General features: G+C 66.1%; 15 protein-coding genes and 1 tRNA gene. 11 read left to right on the top strand and 5 right to left on the bottom strand.

The annotated features are described in order from the left end of the window. Positions 1-6: 6 nt before the first annotated feature. Entirely contained in the window at positions 7-222 is a 216-nt protein-coding gene (locus tag KUV65_RS10745; protein WP_222190433.1) for a hypothetical protein, read from the bottom strand. Between the two features lie 125 nt (positions 223-347). Here KUV65_RS10745 and ahcY point away from each other — a divergent pair, with 125 nt between their 5' ends. The 3 genes from ahcY (at position 348) to KUV65_RS10730 (ending at position 4,105) form a co-directional block, all read left to right on the top strand. After that, positions 348-1,742, top strand: coding sequence for an adenosylhomocysteinase (ahcY, locus tag KUV65_RS10740; protein WP_222190431.1), 1,395 nt, complete (start codon positions 348-350; stop codon positions 1,740-1,742). Between the two features lie 223 nt (positions 1,743-1,965). Then, positions 1,966-3,030 carry a hypothetical protein gene (locus KUV65_RS10735; protein WP_222190429.1) on the top strand — a complete coding sequence of 355 codons (1,065 nt, stop codon included), beginning with the start codon at positions 1,966-1,968 and terminating at the stop codon, positions 3,028-3,030. 103 nt (positions 3,031-3,133) lie between these two features. Beyond that, positions 3,134-4,105 (top strand): ketopantoate reductase family protein, encoded by a 972-nt coding sequence (locus KUV65_RS10730; protein ID WP_222190427.1) that lies wholly within the window; start codon positions 3,134-3,136, stop codon positions 4,103-4,105. Positions 4,106-4,236: 131 nt separating this feature from the next. Here KUV65_RS10730 and KUV65_RS10725 read toward each other — a convergent pair whose 3' ends face one another. Further along, complete coding sequence (locus KUV65_RS10725) at positions 4,237-4,428, bottom strand: hypothetical protein (protein WP_222190425.1); 192 nt, start codon at positions 4,426-4,428, stop codon at positions 4,237-4,239. A 62-nt stretch (positions 4,429-4,490) separates the two neighbouring features. Between KUV65_RS10725 and KUV65_RS10720 the strand changes: the two genes are divergently transcribed. Next, a complete protein-coding gene (locus KUV65_RS10720; RefSeq protein ID WP_222190423.1) occupies positions 4,491-4,832 on the top strand; it encodes a DUF2853 family protein in 342 nt (113 codons plus the stop codon). Positions 4,833-5,070: 238 nt separating this feature from the next. Here KUV65_RS10720 and KUV65_RS10715 read toward each other — a convergent pair whose 3' ends face one another. From KUV65_RS10715 to tsaD, 3 genes are read right to left on the bottom strand one after another with little or no spacing between them, the layout of a single operon-like run. After that, positions 5,071-5,484 (bottom strand): EVE domain-containing protein, encoded by a 414-nt coding sequence (locus KUV65_RS10715; protein ID WP_222190421.1) that lies wholly within the window; start codon positions 5,482-5,484, stop codon positions 5,071-5,073. A 5-nt stretch (positions 5,485-5,489) separates the two neighbouring features. Then, entirely contained in the window at positions 5,490-6,434 is a 945-nt protein-coding gene (locus KUV65_RS10710) for an NAD(P)H-dependent glycerol-3-phosphate dehydrogenase (RefSeq protein ID WP_222190419.1), read from the bottom strand. Next, a complete protein-coding gene (gene tsaD / locus KUV65_RS10705; RefSeq protein WP_222190417.1) occupies positions 6,431-7,513 on the bottom strand; it encodes a tRNA (adenosine(37)-N6)-threonylcarbamoyltransferase complex transferase subunit TsaD in 1,083 nt (360 codons plus the stop codon). The genes KUV65_RS10710 and tsaD overlap by 4 nt, the downstream gene beginning before the upstream one ends. A 58-nt stretch (positions 7,514-7,571) precedes the next feature. Between tsaD and KUV65_RS10700 the strand changes: the two genes are divergently transcribed. The 7 genes from KUV65_RS10700 (at position 7,572) to KUV65_RS10670 (ending at position 16,443) form a co-directional block, all read left to right on the top strand. Further along, positions 7,572-8,270: a uroporphyrinogen-III synthase gene (locus KUV65_RS10700; RefSeq protein WP_222190415.1), complete on the top strand. Its 699-nt coding sequence runs from the start codon at positions 7,572-7,574 to the stop codon at positions 8,268-8,270. 98 nt (positions 8,271-8,368) lie between these two features. Beyond that, a complete protein-coding gene (locus KUV65_RS10695) occupies positions 8,369-9,901 on the top strand; it encodes a COG4223 family protein (RefSeq protein WP_222190413.1) in 1,533 nt (510 codons plus the stop codon). Between the two features lie 16 nt (positions 9,902-9,917). Beyond that, entirely contained in the window at positions 9,918-11,417 is a 1,500-nt protein-coding gene (locus tag KUV65_RS10690) for a heme biosynthesis protein HemY (protein WP_222190411.1), read from the top strand. Positions 11,418-11,576: 159 nt separating this feature from the next. Further along, positions 11,577-11,652, top strand: a tRNA-Thr gene (locus tag KUV65_RS10685). A 198-nt stretch (positions 11,653-11,850) separates the two neighbouring features. Continuing rightward, complete coding sequence (locus KUV65_RS10680; RefSeq protein WP_222190409.1) at positions 11,851-14,055, top strand: NADP-dependent isocitrate dehydrogenase; 2,205 nt, start codon at positions 11,851-11,853, stop codon at positions 14,053-14,055. A gap of 153 nt (positions 14,056-14,208) precedes the next feature. Further along, positions 14,209-15,045 carry a flagellar motor protein MotB gene (locus KUV65_RS10675; RefSeq protein ID WP_222190407.1) on the top strand — a complete coding sequence of 279 codons (837 nt, stop codon included), beginning with the start codon at positions 14,209-14,211 and terminating at the stop codon, positions 15,043-15,045. A 96-nt stretch (positions 15,046-15,141) separates the two neighbouring features. Then, a complete protein-coding gene (locus tag KUV65_RS10670) occupies positions 15,142-16,443 on the top strand; it encodes a flagellar hook protein FlgE (RefSeq protein WP_222190404.1) in 1,302 nt (433 codons plus the stop codon). The last annotated feature ends 8 nt before the right edge of the window (positions 16,444-16,451 follow it).

Raw genomic sequence — 16,451 nt, 5'->3', positions numbered from 1 at the left:
TTCGGTTCAGGCCAACGCCCAACTGATGATCGCGACGAGTATCCCAACAGCGATGACGGCCAGTGTGAACCGCCCGGCATAGCGGCTGCGCCGTTCGTATTGGTCCGATTTCGGCAGCTCGCGCGGCGCATCGGCGGCCCCGGCGTCGCCCGGACCGGCGCGCACATCGCCCGACACAGAGGCGCGGGTGTGGCGTTGCGTTTCTGAATGCATCCCGCTCATCGAAAATCTCCTTTCTTACGTGCAAAACGTCCCCCGCCCGCTTCCGTTCCCGTGTCGCGTTGCCGTCGCAGGGGTCTGGTGCTATCTGCGCCGCAACGGAATTTGCAAAATGTGGAGCCTCGGACATGGGCACGGACTACATCGTCAAGGACATCAACCTCGCCGACTATGGCCGCAAGGAACTGGACATCGCCGAAACCGAGATGCCGGGCTTGATGGCCCTGCGCGAGGAATACGGCGCCTCCAAGCCGTTGAAAGGCGCGCGCATCGCCGGGTCGCTGCACATGACGATCCAGACCGCCGTCCTGATCGAGACGCTGGTGGAGCTGGGCGCCGATGTCCGCTGGGCCTCGTGCAACATCTTCTCGACGCAGGACCACGCCGCCGCCGCGATCGCTGCGGGTGGCACGCCGGTCTTCGCCGTGAAGGGTGAAACGCTCGAGGAATACTGGGACTATTGCGACCGTATCTTCCAGTTCGAAGACGGCGGCGCGAACATGATCCTCGATGATGGCGGCGACGCCACGCTCTACATCCTGCTGGGTGCACGCGTCGAAGAGGGCGAAACCGACCTGATCGAAGTGCCCACCAGCGAGGAAGAGGTCGCACTGTTCGCACAGATCAAGAAGCGCCTCGCCGAAACTCCGGGCTGGTTCACCAAGCAGCGCCACATGATCCAGGGCGTGACCGAGGAAACCACCACGGGCGTGCATCGCCTTTACCAGATGATGGAGAAAGGCCACCTGCCCTTCCCTGCCATCAACGTGAATGACAGCGTCACCAAGTCGAAATTCGACAACAAGTACGGCTGCAAGGAATCGCTCGTCGACGGTATCCGCCGCGCCACCGACACGATGATGGCCGGCAAGGTCGCCGTCGTTTGCGGCTATGGCGACGTGGGTAAGGGCTCGGCCGCCAGCCTCCGCGGCGCGGGCGCCCGCGTGAAAGTGACCGAAGTCGACCCGATCTGCGCGCTGCAGGCCGCTATGGACGGGTTCGAGGTGGTCACGCTGGAAGACGAAGTCGCCAATGCCGACATCTTCATCACCACGACCGGCAACCGCGACGTGATCCGCATCGAGCATATGCGCGAAATGAAGGACATGGCGATCGTCGGCAATATCGGCCACTTCGACAACGAGATCCAGGTCGCGGCCCTCAAGAACCACAAGTGGACCAACATCAAGGACCAGGTGGACATGATTGAGATGCCCTCGGGCTCGCGCATCATCCTGCTGTCCGAAGGCCGCTTGCTGAACCTGGGCAATGCCACCGGCCACCCGTCCTTCGTGATGTCGGCCAGCTTCACCAACCAGGTGCTGGCGCAGATGGAGCTTTGGACCAAGGGCGAGAACTACGAGAACAAGGTCTACGTCCTGCCCAAGGTGCTGGACGAGAAGGTCGCGCGCCTGCACCTCAAGAAGATCGGCGTGAAACTGACCGAACTGGCCAAGGAGCAGGCCGATTACATCGGCGTGCCGCAGGAAGGCCCCTTCAAGCCCGAACACTACCGCTACTGATCGCCGGCCCCCGTTGGGGGCCGACCGGCAGCTTTAGACCGGCCATTCCGACGGGGATGGCCGGTTTTCGCTTATTTGGCCGGGCATCTGGAACGGAGTCGGATACAAGGCGTTGAGTCCGATTGACCCGTGTTTAAGTCATTATTTTTCCGATATTTTTCAGGGAACCCAGCACCCCTCCTGTTGCTTGGTCTGACATCAACGCTGCACAGGAGATCTGACAATGACCTTCAAGAACGCACTGACCACCACCGCCGTCATTCTTGCCATGGCCGCCCCGGCCTATGCCGAAAGCCACAGCGGCACGATGGATGAAACGACGATGTCCGAGACGATGGGCATGCACGATGCCTCGGCCTTCGACGGCATGACCGTGGGCGAGATCCTCGGCATGGATGTTGTCGGCACGAACGGTAACGACGTCGGCGAGATTGATTACATCTACGAAGCTGACGGCGGTTACGAGGCCGTGATCGGCATCGGTGGCTTCCTCGGCCTTGGCGAATACACCGTGTCGCTGCCGCTGGGTGCCTTCTCGATGAACGACAACAGCCAGTTGGTCCTCGACGGCTATTCCGAGGAAGAACTGGAAGCGATGCCCGAAGTCGACGAAAGCGAGCTGGACGGCCTCGACGATGATGTGGTGATCGACACGGGCGCGTTGGGCGCCGCGATGCCCAGCCCTGACTCGGCCGAAGCCGACATGGACACCGACCTGAGCGCCGAAGTCGAAGAGGAAATGGCTGAAACCGGTGCCGCCCTCGAAGAAATGGGTGGCGAGGCCGCCGACGCCGCTGGCGAAGTTGGCCAGGACATCGAAGAGGCCGGTGACGCCGCCGCGACCGCCGTCGCCAATGCCGGTGACGAGATTGCCGACGATCTGAACCAGATCGGTGAGGAGATCGAAGGCGAGATGGCCGAAGCCGAAGCCGAGGTGACCGGCGACACCGAGATGGCCGCCGCGGCCGACATGGGCCAGGACATTTCGGATTTCGAAGGCATGACCGTCGGTGAAGTGCTCGGCATGAGTGTCGAAGGCGCCAATGGCGATGATGTGGGCGAGATCGACTACATCGTGCAGGCCTCGGGCGAATACTCGGCCGTGATCGGCATCGGTGGCTTCCTCGGCCTTGGCGAATACACCGTTGAGTTGCCGCTGGACGCCTTCTCGGTGCAGGGGGACGGGACGCTGATCCTTGATGGCTATACCGAGGAAGAACTCGAAGCGATGCCGGAAGTCGACGAAAGCGAGTTGGACGGCCTCGACAACGACACGGTCATCAGCTGATCGCTGAAGACAGCAAGAATGACGCCCGGGTGCCTTGCGCCCGGGCGTTTTGCGTTGCACCGCTTGGACGGGTGCACCGGATCGGTCAGGAAAGGAACAGGGCATGCGGGTCGTCGTTTACGGCGTTGGCGCGATTGGTGGGGTGGTGGCGGCAGCGCTGGACCGGGCCGGGGTCGAGACCATCGGCATTGCCCGCGGCGCGATGCTGACGGCGATGCAGGATACCGGGCTGCGCCTGCGCGCGCCGGGGATCGACGAGCTGCGCGATGTGCCAGCGGTCGCATCGCCCGCCGAGGTCGATTGGCGGCCCGACGACGTGATCCTGCTCTGCATGAAATCGCAGGACACCCAAGGCGCGCTGGAGGATTTGCGCGCGGCGGGCGTCCATGATCAGCCGATCTTCTGTGCGCAGAACGGGGTGGCGAACGAACGCGCCGCGCTGCGGATGTTTCCGAATGTGCACGGCGTCACGGTGATGATGCCCGCGCTTTACCTCGTCCCGGGTGAGGTGGCGGTGTTCACCGAACCGAAACTGGGGATCTTCGACCTGGGCCGCTATCCGGGCGGCACGGACGACGACGACCGTCGCATGGCCGAAGCCCTGGAGGCCGCGAATATCGGCGCCTTCACGCATGAAAACGTCATGGCGAGCAAACGTGGCAAGCTATTGTTGAACCTCGTGAATATTCTGAAAGCCACGCTTGGCAACAGTACCGATCCCGGCCCGTTGAAAGCCGCCATTCGGGCCGAGGCCGAGGCCGTTTACCGCGCGGCGGGGCTGGATTGGGTCGAGGTGGACGACAGCGACCCCAGACGCGGTGAAATGATGCGGCCCGTCGATGCGCTGCCCGGTGTGGCCCGCGTGGGCGGTTCGACGAACCAGAGCCTCTTGCGCGGCGCCACGCGGCTGGAAACCGACTACTTGAACGGCGAGATCGCGCTGCTCGGACGCCTTCACGGGGTGCCGACCCCGGTGAACGCAGCGCTGTGCCGCGTGGCGGACCACCTGACGCGCAGCGCCTTGAAGCCGGGTGATCTGAGCCTGTCCCAGCTGGAAGCCCTCCTCACCCCATGACCCGGTGGTTCGGCGGATACCGTTCGCCGGCGCGGAAAGGAGCAAGCCCCGGCCATCCGGATGCCCCCTGCACGGGTCGGACCACTGCGCGGGTCCGGTCCCGCCTTGCCTCGGCCCTTTGGGAGCCGCTTTCAGCCGGCGGCAAGACCATCGTGCATGATCGCGATCAAGCCCACGCTGGCACGGCACGGCGCAGCGTTCGCGAGTACAGGCACGATTTCAACGCGCTGCGCATCGCGGGGACCGGTCGGGGTGCTTTTCCCCGAAAGTTTTTCTTCGCCCCTGACGGGGTTGCGGGTAACGTTCCCGGCAAGCTTCGCCATTTCGCGGCGGGCTGGAGGAACAAATTCATTTTGAGAACGCCAAAACGGGGGGACAGTTTCCGATGGGCAAGCGTGACGACCTGATCGCTCACTACGCGGACGATCTGCGCAACAAATGCGGCATGGAGCCGGACATGGACCTGCTGACCAAGGTGACGATCGGCTGCGGCCCGGCGATTTACGACGCCGACGCTTCGACGGTCGCCGGCAGTCAGGAGCATGAGCTGGAAACCGTGAAGAACAATTTCCTGATCAAGAAGCTGGGGCTGTCCGATGGCCCCGAACTGATGGACGCGATCAACAGCGTGATCGAGACCTACGGCAAATCCGAGCGCAACAAGTATCGCGCGGTCGTCTACTACATGCTGACCAAGCATTTCGGCAAAGAGAGCGTCTACGGCTGAGGCCCGCCGCCCTGTTCAATGGCAAGGCCCGCCCAAACGGCGGGCCTTTTGCTGGGATTAACGCCAAATACCGCGAAAATCCGAGCTTCATTTCCTTTGTAACGCGCCGGAGTGATGCGGTAGGTCTCGCTTAGCCCGGTCAGGATGACGGGCCCGACATTCGAACACACGTGGAGCGAGCAAATCGTGTGTGGGTGGTGGAGGGTCCCGGCGGTCGGGACCCTCCATTTTTATCCGGTCAAAGGCCGCCCATCGCGCAGATGGTCTTGAACGCCGCCTCGGTCACCGGCTGCACGGAGAGGCGCGAGTTGTTCACCAGCACCATCTCGGACAAGTCCTCGCGCGCCTTGATCTGGTCCAGCGAGACGGGGGTGGGCAGGCTTTCGATGGCCTTGATATCCACGCACTCCCAGCGGTCGTCGTCGGTGGTGCTGTCAGGATGCGCCTCGGCGATCACCTCGACGATACCGACCACCGCCTTTTCCTTCTGCGAATGGTAGAAGAAGCCCCGGTCACCGACCGCCATCTCGCGCATGAAATTGCGTGCCTGATAATTGCGGACGCCATCCCATTCCTCGCCAGCGTCGCCCTTGGCGACCTGGTCCTCCCAGGACCATGTCGAAGGTTCGGATTTGAACAGCCAGAAGCGCATCGGGGTCACTCCGGTTTCAGGGGGCGTGACAGAAGGGTGTCGAGAACGGTGGCAAGGTCAAGTCGCCCGTCGGCCATCGCCGCAACCGCGTCGGCAATGGGGGTGTCCAACGCGGGGTCCGACGCGATCTGCCGCGCGGTATGCAGCCCCTCGACCGTCACGTCCTCGGGCAGGGTTTCACCATGGGCCAGCGCCACGCCGAAACGAAAGTTCCGCGATTTCTCGGAGCCACAGGTCAGGATCAGGTCGCCCAGCCCGGACAGGCCCGTCAGCGTCTCTTCCCGCGCCCCGGCGGCGCGGGCGACGCGCGCCATTTCGGCAAAGCCGCGCGCGATCAGGGCCGCGCGGGCCGAGTCGCCAAGCCCCGCGCCGATCACCGCCCCCGCCGCGATCGCAATGACGTTCTTCAGCGCCCCGCCCAGTTCGGCGCCAGTGACATCCGTGGTCCGGTAAAGCCGCAGCGCAGGCGTGGACAGCGCGTGTTGCAGCGCCTCGCCCAGGGCGTCGTCGGCACAGGCCAGCGTCAGCGCGGTGGGCAGCCCCTTGGCGATATCGACGGCAAAGCTGGGGCCGGTGAGTTGCGCGGGCGTGGTTCCGGGCGCGGCCTGCGCGATCAGGGCCGTGGGGAACAGCCCGGTGGCCCGGTCGATCCCCTTGGCGCAGGAGACAAGATTCGGTGTGCTCGGACGATGCGTGGACAGGAATTCGCCCAGCGATTGCGTCGGCAGGGCCAGCAGGGCGATCTCGGCGTCGGTGGCCGGATCGTCGGTCACTGTCAGGCCCGCCGGAAAGGGCGCCCCCGGAAGGCGGCGGATGTTCTCGCGCGCCTTTTGCATCGCCTCCGCGCCCTCGCGCGCCCAAAGCGTCACCGGATGCCCCGCATTCGCGTAGGTGATGGCCAGCGCCGTGCCGAACGCCCCTGCCCCGTAGATCATCAATGGCGCGCTCATGCCTTGGCCCCTTTCTTTCCCGATCCGATCAGGGGCGCGGCAACCCGGTCAAGGGGCCAACGCGGGCGGGCCGACAGGGTCATGTCGTCCACCCGCCCGCCCTCGAAGGCCAGCAGACCGGCATAGGCGATCATCGCGGCGTTATCGGTGCACAGGCGCAGCGGCGGGGCAAGGAAGGGCACACCCGCCACCTCGGCCACGGCGGTCAGGCGCGCGCGGAGGGTCTGGTTGGCCGCCACGCCCCCGGCAACGGCAAAGGCGGTCAGCCCATCGCAGGCCGAAAGCGCACGCTCGGATTTGCCCGCCAGCACATCCGCCACCGCCGCCTGGAACGAGGCACAGAGGTCGGCACGGTCCTGTTCCGTCAGCCCGCCCTGTGCCTCGGTCATCTGGTCGCGGGTGCGGATCACGGCGGTTTTCAGCCCGGAAAAGCTGAGGTCACAGCCGGGTCGATCCATCAACGGGCGCGGCAAGGCGAAACGGGCCGGATCACCGGCCTTCGCCGCCGTCTCGACCGAGGGGCCTCCGGGCTGCGGCAAGCCAAGGATGCGCGCCACCTTGTCAAACGCCTCTCCGGGGGCGTCGTCGATGGTGCCGCCAAGGCGGCTGAAGGCTTCGGGGCCATCGACACGCAGGAATTGGCAGTGCCCGCCCGAAACCAGAAGCATCAGGTAGGGAAAGGTCACGCCATCGGTCAGGCGCGGGGTCAGGGCATGGCCCGCAAGGTGATTCACGCCGATCAGCGGTTTGCCCAATCCCATGGCCAGCCCCTTGGCCGCCATGACGCCCGCCAGAACACCGCCGATAAGCCCGGGGCCGCTCGTCACCGCGATCGCGTCGATATCGGTTAGGGATACGCCCGCAGCGTCCAGCGCCTCTTCGACCATCAGGTCGAGCTTTTCCGTATGCGCCCGCGCAGCGATCTCGGGCACGACCCCGCCGAAGGCCGCGTGCAGGTCCGTCTGGCTGGACACGACCGAGGACAGAAGCTCGGGCGCATCGCCCGGCCCGCGCAGGACGGCGGCGGCGGTGTCGTCACAGCTCGATTCGAGGCCGAGGATCAGGGGCGGGGTGGACATGGCCGGACCGGGCCTTCGCGTTTGTGTTGCTGGGCCAAGGCAGGTAACACTCTGCCCGATGCCTGACAATGCTAAGCCCCTGATCCTGCTGACGCGGCCGAAGCCGCAGTCGGAGCGCTTTGCCCGCGCCCTGCGGGACCGGCTGGGCGAGGTCGAGGTGGTGGTCGCGCCGCTGATGGAGGTGGTGCCGCTGACCGCCCCGCCCGAGGCGGCACAGGCGCGGACGCTGATCTTCACCTCGGAAAACGCGGTGCCGCAGGCCGGGGCGGGGGCGCATCGCGTGGCCTGGTGCGTCGGGCGTCGCACGGCGCTGGCGGCGCAAAAGGCGGGGTTTTTACCGATCTCGGTCGATGGAACCGCCGACGATCTTGTCGCGCGCCTTGCCCACGAACGCCCCGAAGGCCCGATCTGGCACCTGCACGGCACCCATGTGCGCGGTGACATTGCCGGACGGCTGGAACAGGCCGGGATCGCGGTGCACGAGGCCGCCGTATACGACCAGCGCGCCGTCATGCCGGACCCGGCTTTCCTCGCGGCCTTGCGGCAGGCGGGCGCGATCCTGCCCATCTTTTCGCCTCGGTCTGCTAAACTGCTGGCCAAGGCGGCAGGCGACCGTCCACCGCGACTCACCCTGATCGCGATCAGCGACGCGGCCCGTGACGCCCTGCCCGATCCGTGGCAATCCGGTGTAGACGTTGCCGAATCTCCGAATGCGGAGGCTATTCTGGAGGAAATCGCGCGACGGATTGGCGCGTAGCCCCCAGATGCGGGGCATGAAACGCTGATTTTGGCTGACTCGCGCCGAGTGTCAGGTTAGGTAGACACTTGGGCGCGCTAGGGAGAAGGACATAGGTGGTGGCGAGACGATCATCGAAAAGCTCTGGTAGCAACCGCAGCACGGGTGACGACACGCACCCCTTCGAAGAAAGCGTGACTGACGGCGCCGCAGGACAGGACAGCGTCACACTCGACCCGCAAGAGGGCGAAACGCTGACCCCGGGCGAGGACAGCACAGCCATCGAAGACGCCGAGATCGTGGCGTCCGATGCGGCCCAGACGCCCGAAGCCGAAACGATCGACCCGGACAGCACGGCATCCGAGGCCGAGACACTGACGCCCGAGGGTGATACCGCCGAGGCGGAGACGCCCGACGCCGACACGGTCGCCGCAGAGGGCGACACGCCCGAAACGGACGAGACCGCAGGCGAAGGCGACGACACGCTCGACGCAGAGTCGGTGGCCGGCGCGGATTTCGTGACCGATGCCGAGACGACCGAGGGCGACACCGCCGAAGACACCGTTGCAGGCGAGGCCGAGACGACTGTCGAAGAAACGCCGCCCCCCGCACCCGCCCCGGCCACCGTGGTCGAACGCCGCGGACCCGGTTTCGTGCCGCTGGTTATCGGTGGCATCGTCGCCGCCGGCATTGGCTATGGCGCAAGCTACATGGGCCTTTTGCCCACGTCCGGCGGGGATGAGGCGACCAGCCAGCTCGAGACATTGATCGCCCAGCAATCCGAAGCGCTGACCGCGCTGCAGGCGCAGGTGGGCGACCTGGCCTCGGCCTCCGCCCCCGAGGTGGACCTGTCGCCCGTCACCGAACAGATCGGCGCACTTGGCGCCCGGCTGGATGAAACCGCGACCGCTCTGGAAAACATCGCCACTCGCGTCACCACGCTGGAAGAGCGCCCGCTTTTCTCGGGCGATGTCGAAAACGACGTGGCCGCCGCTGCCGAAGCGGTGACGCAGCTTGAAGAGCAGCTGCGCGCTCAGGAAGAGGAAGCCGCCCGGATCGAAGCCGAACGCGCCGCCGCCGAAGAGGCCGCCGCGCAGGCCGAGGCCGAGGCACAGGCCGCCATCGCCGAGGCCGAGGCCCAGGCACAAGCGGTGCTGGCCACCGCCGAGGCCGAATCCGCGCTTGGTCTGATCCGCAACGCCATCGCCACCGGCGACCCCTATGCCGAGGCGATCGACACCATCGCCGCCGCGACCGAGGTGCCCGAGGCGCTGGCCGCGAATGCCGAAACCGGCGTGCCCACGGTCGAGGAGTTGCAGGACAGCTTCCCCTCCGCCGCCCGCGCCGCCCTGCCCGTCGCCCTGCGCGAAACGGCAGGTGAAGGCACGATGGAACGCGTGACCGCCTTCCTTCAGGGGCAGGTCGGGGGACGCTCGATCGAACCCCGCGAGGGGGATGATCCCGACGCCGTCCTGTCCCGCGCCCAGGCCGCGGTCGACCGGGCCGAGTTCGGTACCGCGCTGGAAGAAATCTCGGCCCTGCCCGAAGGGGCACAGGCCGAGATGTCCGGCTGGGTGGCCGAGGCCGAAACGCGCGCCGCGGTGGACGCGGCGCTGGTGACCGTCGCCGACGCGCTCGCCGGCAGCAACTGAGAAGGGACGCCGCACAATGCTCTGGTCTCTGCTGAAAGTCTTGATCTTCATCGCCATCGTGGGCCTGCTGACGCTGGGCGTCGGCTACCTGACGGAGTTGCAGGACACCGCCGTCCTGACCGTCGCGGGGCGCGAATTCGTTCTGACGCCGCTGGTCGCGATCCTCGGCGCGTTGGCGCTGCTGATCTCGGTCTGGCTGCTGTTCAAGCTGGTTGGCCTGCTGATCGCCACGCTGAAATTCCTCAACGGCGACGAAACCGCCATCAGCCGCTATTTCGACCGCCGGTCCGAGCGCAAAGGCTACGAGGCCCTTGGCGAGGGCATGATGGCGCTGGCCGCCGGGGAGGGTCGCCTGGCCATCCGCAAGGCTGAACGCGCCGAGAAATACCTTGGCCGCCCGGAACTGACCAAGCTTGTCGTGGCGCAAGGGGCCGAGATGGTGGGCGACCGCAAGCTCGCCACCGACACCTACAAGGCGCTGGTCACAGATGATCGCACCCGCTTCGTCGGCGTGCGCGGGCTGATGAAGCAGAAGCTTGAAGATGGCGAGACCGACACCGCGCTGGAACTCGCCAAGCGCGCCCTGGCGCTGCGCCCCAAGAACGAAGAGGTGCAGACGACGTTGCTGCAGCTTCAGTCGCGGTCGGAGGATTGGCAGGGCGCGCGCCAGACGCTGGCCAATGCGCTCAAGGCCGGCAACATCCCGCGCGACCTGCACAAGCGGCGTGACGCGGTGCTGGCGCTGGCCCATGCCCGCGACGCCATGGCGGAAGGCAAGGTGGCCGATGCCACGCGCGAGGCGAACGCGGCCAATACCATGGCCCCCGGCCTTGTGCCTGCCGCGGTCATGGCCGCCCGTCTGGCCATCTCCGACGGCAAGCCGCGCATTGCCACCAAGATCCTGACCAAGGCGTGGGAGACGGGGCCGCACCCCGACCTCGCCGCGGCCTTTGCCGCCATCGCGCCGGACGAAACGCCGGCCCAGCGGCTCAAGCGGTTCCGCCCGCTTCTGGCCAAGCATCCCAGGGACCCCGAGACCAAGATGCTCGAGGCCGAGTTGCACATCGCCGCCGAGGATTTCCCCGCTGCGCGTCGCGCGCTGGGGGATCTGGCCGAAACCAACCCGACCGCCCGGTCGCTGACCATCATGGCGGCCATCGAGCGCGGGCAGGGCGGCGAGGACCGCGTGGTCCGTGCCTGGCTTGCCAAGGCCGTCACCGCTTCGCGCGGGCCGCAATGGACTTGCGAGAAATGCGGCCATGTCCACGCCGACTGGCGCCCGGTCTGTGCGAATTGCGAAAGCTTCGACACGCTGAGCTGGCAGGAGGCCCCGCAATCCGACGCGGCACTGGCCGGTCCGGCCCAGATGCTGCCGCTGATCGTCGGCGCGCTGGAAGATCGGCGCGAGGACACGGCGGATGAGGCCGAGGTCGTGGAAGGCACCCCCGCCGCGTCCACGGATACGCCCGAAGAGGCGGAAACGGTCGAGGCCGAACCGGCCGAAGCCCGCGGCTGAAACCACCAAGGCAGGGGCGGCCCGAACAAGGACCGCCCCCGATTCCCGGCCTGTTCAGGAAAGCGTCACGGGAACGGCCAGACGCGATTGACGCCGCAAACGCATCTGCTAAAAGCGGCGCGGTCAAGCGGGACGGGGCAGTCGCCCGGTCCGAAAGACGCCGGTGTAGCTCAGCTGGTAGAGCACGTCATTCGTAATGATGGGGTCGGGGGTTCGAGTCCCTTCACCGGCACCACTTTCCCACCTTCAGAAAGTGTTGCAACCGTTCCGACAGGGACACATGCTTGCAACAGAAGCAAAGCGTCCGGCGCGGCAACTCGCCTCGTCTGACGCTGCGATAGGGCATGGACCCAGCCGGTTCGGTGTACTATGGCATACCGCGAAGGAAGGGCGGGATTCTCCGCCGCCCGGCAACAATGGAACGATGGATCCGATGAGCGCAGAGAACACCCCCGACATCATCTACACCAAGGTCGATGAGGCGCCTGAACTGGCCTCGGCCTCCCTCCTCCCGATCATCCAGCGCTTCGCCGATGCGGCGGGCGTCACGGTCGGCACCAAGGATATCAGCCTCGCGGGCCGGATCATCGCCGCTTTCCCGGAGAACCTGACCGAGGCGCAGCGCCAGTCCGACGACCTCGCCGAACTGGGTGAGCTGGTGAAAACACCCGAGGCGAATGTCATCAAGCTGCCCAACATCTCGGCCTCGGTGCCGCAGCTGGTCGCCGCCATCAAGGAACTGCAATCGCAGGGTTACGCGCTGCCCGATTACTCCGAGGCGCCCCAGACCGACGCCGAGAAAGAGGCCCGCGCGCGCTATGACGCGATCAAGGGCTCGGCCGTGAACCCGGTCCTGCGCGAGGGCAACTCCGACCGCCGCGCCGCTACCGCCGTCAAGAAATTCGCGCAAGCGAATCCGCACCGCATGGGCGAGTGGAAATCTGACAGCAAGACGCGCGTCGCCTCGATGTCGGGTGGCGACTTCTTCTCGAACGAAACCTCCGCCACGCTGAACAAAGCCGCGACCGCGAAGATCGTCCTGGAAAGCGCCTCGGGCGAGACCGTGCTGAAGGAGAGCGTCTCCTACCCCGCGGGCACCGTCGTCGACGCCACCTACATGAGCGCCGCCACGCTGGACGCGTTCCTGGCCGATGAAATCGCCAAGACCAAGGACGAGGGCACGCTGTTTTCGCTGCACATGAAGGCCACGATGATGAAGGTCTCGGACCCGATCATCTTCGGCCATGCCGTCAAGCAGTGGCTCAAGCCCGTCTTCGACCAGTTCGGCGACAAGATGGAGGCGCTCGGCGTGAACCCGAATTCCGGCCTCGGCGACCTGCTGGCGCGGGTCAAGGGCGAGCCCGAGATCATGGCCGCCATCGAGGCCGTCACGGCCGAGCGTCCGCCAATGTACATGGTCGACAGCGACCGGGGCATCACCAACCTGCACGTCCCCTCGGACGTGATCATCGACGCCTCGATGCCCGCGCTGATCCGCGCTGGCGGCAAGGGCTGGGGCCCCGACGGGAAAGAGGCCGACGCCAACTGCGTCATCCCCGACAATTCCTACGCCCCGGTCTATGACGAGGCGATCAAGTTCTTCAAGGAAAACGGCGCGCTGAACCCGGCCACCGCCGGCACCGTGCAGAACCTCGGCCTGATGGCGCAGAAAGCCGAGGAATACGGCTCTCACCCCACCACTTTCGAGATCCCCGAGGACGGCACCGTCAAGATGATCCTCGACGATGGCACGGTCCTGCACCAGCACAGCGTGCAGGCGGGCGACATCTGGCGCTCGGCCAGCGCGCGCAAGGCCCCGATCGAGGACTGGGTGAACCTCGCCATCGAACGGCAGGCCGCCACCGGCTACCGCGCGATCTTCTGGCTGGACGAAGCCCGCGCCCATGACGCGCAGCTGATCGCCATGGTGAAGCCCATCCTTGAAGCCAAGGGCGTGGCCGACCGTTTCGAGATCATGGCCCCGCGCGAAGCGACCCGCGCCAGCCTCGAGACGATCACCAAGGGCGAGAACACCATCGCCATCACCGGCAACGTGCTGCGCGACTACCTGACCGACCTGTTCCCGATCCTCGAACTGGCGACCTCGGCCAAGATGCTGTCGATCGTGAAGCTGATGCAGGGCGGCGGGCTGTTCGAGACCGGCGCCGGCGGCTCGGCCCCCAAGCACGTGCAGCAGTTGCAGGCCGAGAACCACCTGCGCTGGGACAGCCTTGGCGAGTTTTGCGCGCTTGGCGAAAGCTTCAAGTTCCTCGCCGACGCCAAGGGCAACGCCAAGGCCCGCGTGCTGGGCGAGGCGGTGGAAACCGCCACGCAGGGCATCCTCGACCATGGCCGCTCGCCCGGGCGCAAGGTCGGCCAGCCCGACAACCGCGACAGCCACTACTGGTTCGCCCGCTACTGGGCCGAGGCCTTGGCCGCGCAAACCGAGGACGCCGATCTTGCCGCGCATTTCGCCCCCATCGCCAAGGCGCTTGCCGAAGGTGAAGAGGCGATCGTTGGCGAGTTGGCCGCAGCCCAGGGTGCCCCCGCCGATCTGGGGGGCTACTACCACACCGACCCAGCCAAGACGGCCGCGGTGATGCGCCCCTCGACCACGCTGAACGCGATCATCGGCTGACAAAAAAGGAGGATGGGCAGACCCTTGCCCATCCGAACGACCAGCGGCGCTGCCCCACCGGGCGGCGCCGTTTTTCGTGCCGCCGTCACGGCGCATTAAGCCCCTTTTCACGATTGCCCGCTAAACAGGCCAAAACCCTTGCGGAGGGCCGGCATGGCGGATGGCAGCAACCAGCGCCCGATCATCATCAAGCGCAAGAAGGTGGTCGCGGGCGGCGGCCACCACGGCGGCGCGTGGAAGGTCGCCTATGCCGATTTCGTCACCGCGATGATGGCTTTCTTCATGCTCATGTGGCTGCTGAACGCGACCACGGAACAGCAGCGTAAGGGCATCGCCGACTATTTCAGCCCGACGGTTCCGATCAGCCGGATCTCGGGCGGCGGCGACGGCAGTTTTGGCGGCGACAGCGTGTTTTCCGAAACCACCATCGCGCAGAACGGCACCGGCGCCACCAACCGTCGCCCGACCGAGGGGCGGCAAGCGCTCGGGTTGCAGGGCACGGACCATGACGCGCAACGCGAAATTGCCGCGCTGGAGGCACTGGAAGACGCGCTGATGGGCCAGGGTGGCGACAGCATGGTCAGCGAACTGGCCCTGGCCCATGTGAACAGCCGCCTGACCGACGAGGGCCTTATCATCGAGATCTTCTCGCGCCCCGGCGCGCCACTGTTCGATCCGCGCACGGGCGATCCGGCGCCGTGGCTGCCGGGCCTTGCGGCGGTGATGGCCCAGTTGTTCGGGACGGTCACGAACGCTGTGGGCATCGCCGGGCATGTCACCTCGGAACCCATCGTCATCGCCTCGGAAACGCGGTGGCAGGCGTCGATCAGCCATGCGCAGGCCCTGCGGCGGATGCTGGAAACCGGCGGCCTGCCCGCGCGCCGCATCGCCCGCCTGACCGGCCATGCCGACCGGGAGCCGATCACCGACGACCCGATGGAGGTCCGTAACGACCGGATCGAGGTCATTCTGATCCGCAACCACCTCTGATCCGGGCGAAATAGACAAAATTTGATCTGTTAGGGGCGATTTAACTTCTCCGGTGCAGTCTGGACCAAATCCGAATGCAGCAGAAAGGCGCATGACATGACGATTTCCTCCTCGCTCAATTCCGGGGTGGCGGGCCTGACCGTGAATGCCAGCCGGCTGGCCACGATCGCCGACAACATCGCCAATGCCGGCACCTATGGGTACAAGCGTGCGGTGGCCGATTTCCACTCGATGGTCGTGATGCAATCGGACGGCAGCTATTCCGCCGGCGGTGTGCGCGCGACCGTCTCGCGCATGATCGACCAGCGCGGCACGCTGGTCTCCACCACCAACCCCACCGATATCGCCATCGGGGGCCGGGGTCTTTTGCCCGTCACATCGGCCGCGGCATTGAACGGCGATGGCGACGACCTGCCGGTCATGCTGACCTCCACCGGCTCCTTCCGCCCCGATGCCGAAGGCATTTTGCGCACCGAAACGGGCGAGGTGCTGATGGGCTGGCCCGCCAATGCCGATGGCTCGATCCCCGCCTACCCGCGCGACACCTTCGCCGGGCTGGAACCGATCATGCTCAACACCAACCAGTTCATCGGCGACCCCACCACCCGGATGGAACTGTCGGTGAACCTGCCCGCCACCTCGACCGAGGCCGGGGGCGATGGCGATAGCTTCGTGATGTCGGCGGAATACTACGACAACCTGGGCACCTCCCAGTTTCTGGAAATCGAGTTTACCCCGACCGTGCCCGCCACGGGCAGTTCCCATGAATGGACCATGGTCATCCGCGACTCTGCCAGCGATGGCGCGGTGATCGGCGAATACACCGTCACCTTCGACGACGCGCGCGGCAATGGCGGCAATCTCGATACCGTCACGCCCATCTCGGGCGGCCCGTTCGATCCGGTGACCGGAACCCTCGCCCTGACCGTCGATGGCGGCCCGATGGAACTCGTGATCGGGGTGCCGGGTGAGGCCGGGGGGCTGACGCAGCTCTCCGATACCTTCTCGCGCGCGCCGGTGGTCAAGGATGGCTCGCCGGTGGGCGACCTGACCACGGTCGAGGTCGATGCCAACGGGTTGCTCCACGCGATCTACGACAACGGCATGACCCGCGTGATCTACCAGATCCCCGTGGTCGACGTGCCGAACATGAACGGGCTGATGGCACACGACAACCAGACCTATTCCATCACCGCCGACAGCGGCGCGGCCTTCCTGTGGGACGCGGGCGATGGACCCACGGGCGAGATGGTCGGCTACGCGCGCGAGGAATCGGCCACCGATGTCGCCGCCGAACTGACGCAGCTGATCCAGACCCAGCGCGCGTATTCCTCGAACGCCAAGATCATCCAGACGGTGGACGAAATGCTGCAGGAAACCACCAACATGAAGCGCTGATCCGCGCC

This window comes from Maritalea mobilis, from assembly GCF_019800885.1.
GTDB classification, from domain to species: Bacteria; Pseudomonadota; Alphaproteobacteria; order Rhodobacterales; family Rhodobacteraceae; genus Roseibacterium; species Roseibacterium beibuensis.
This window is presented reverse-complemented; position numbering and strand designations above follow the sequence as displayed.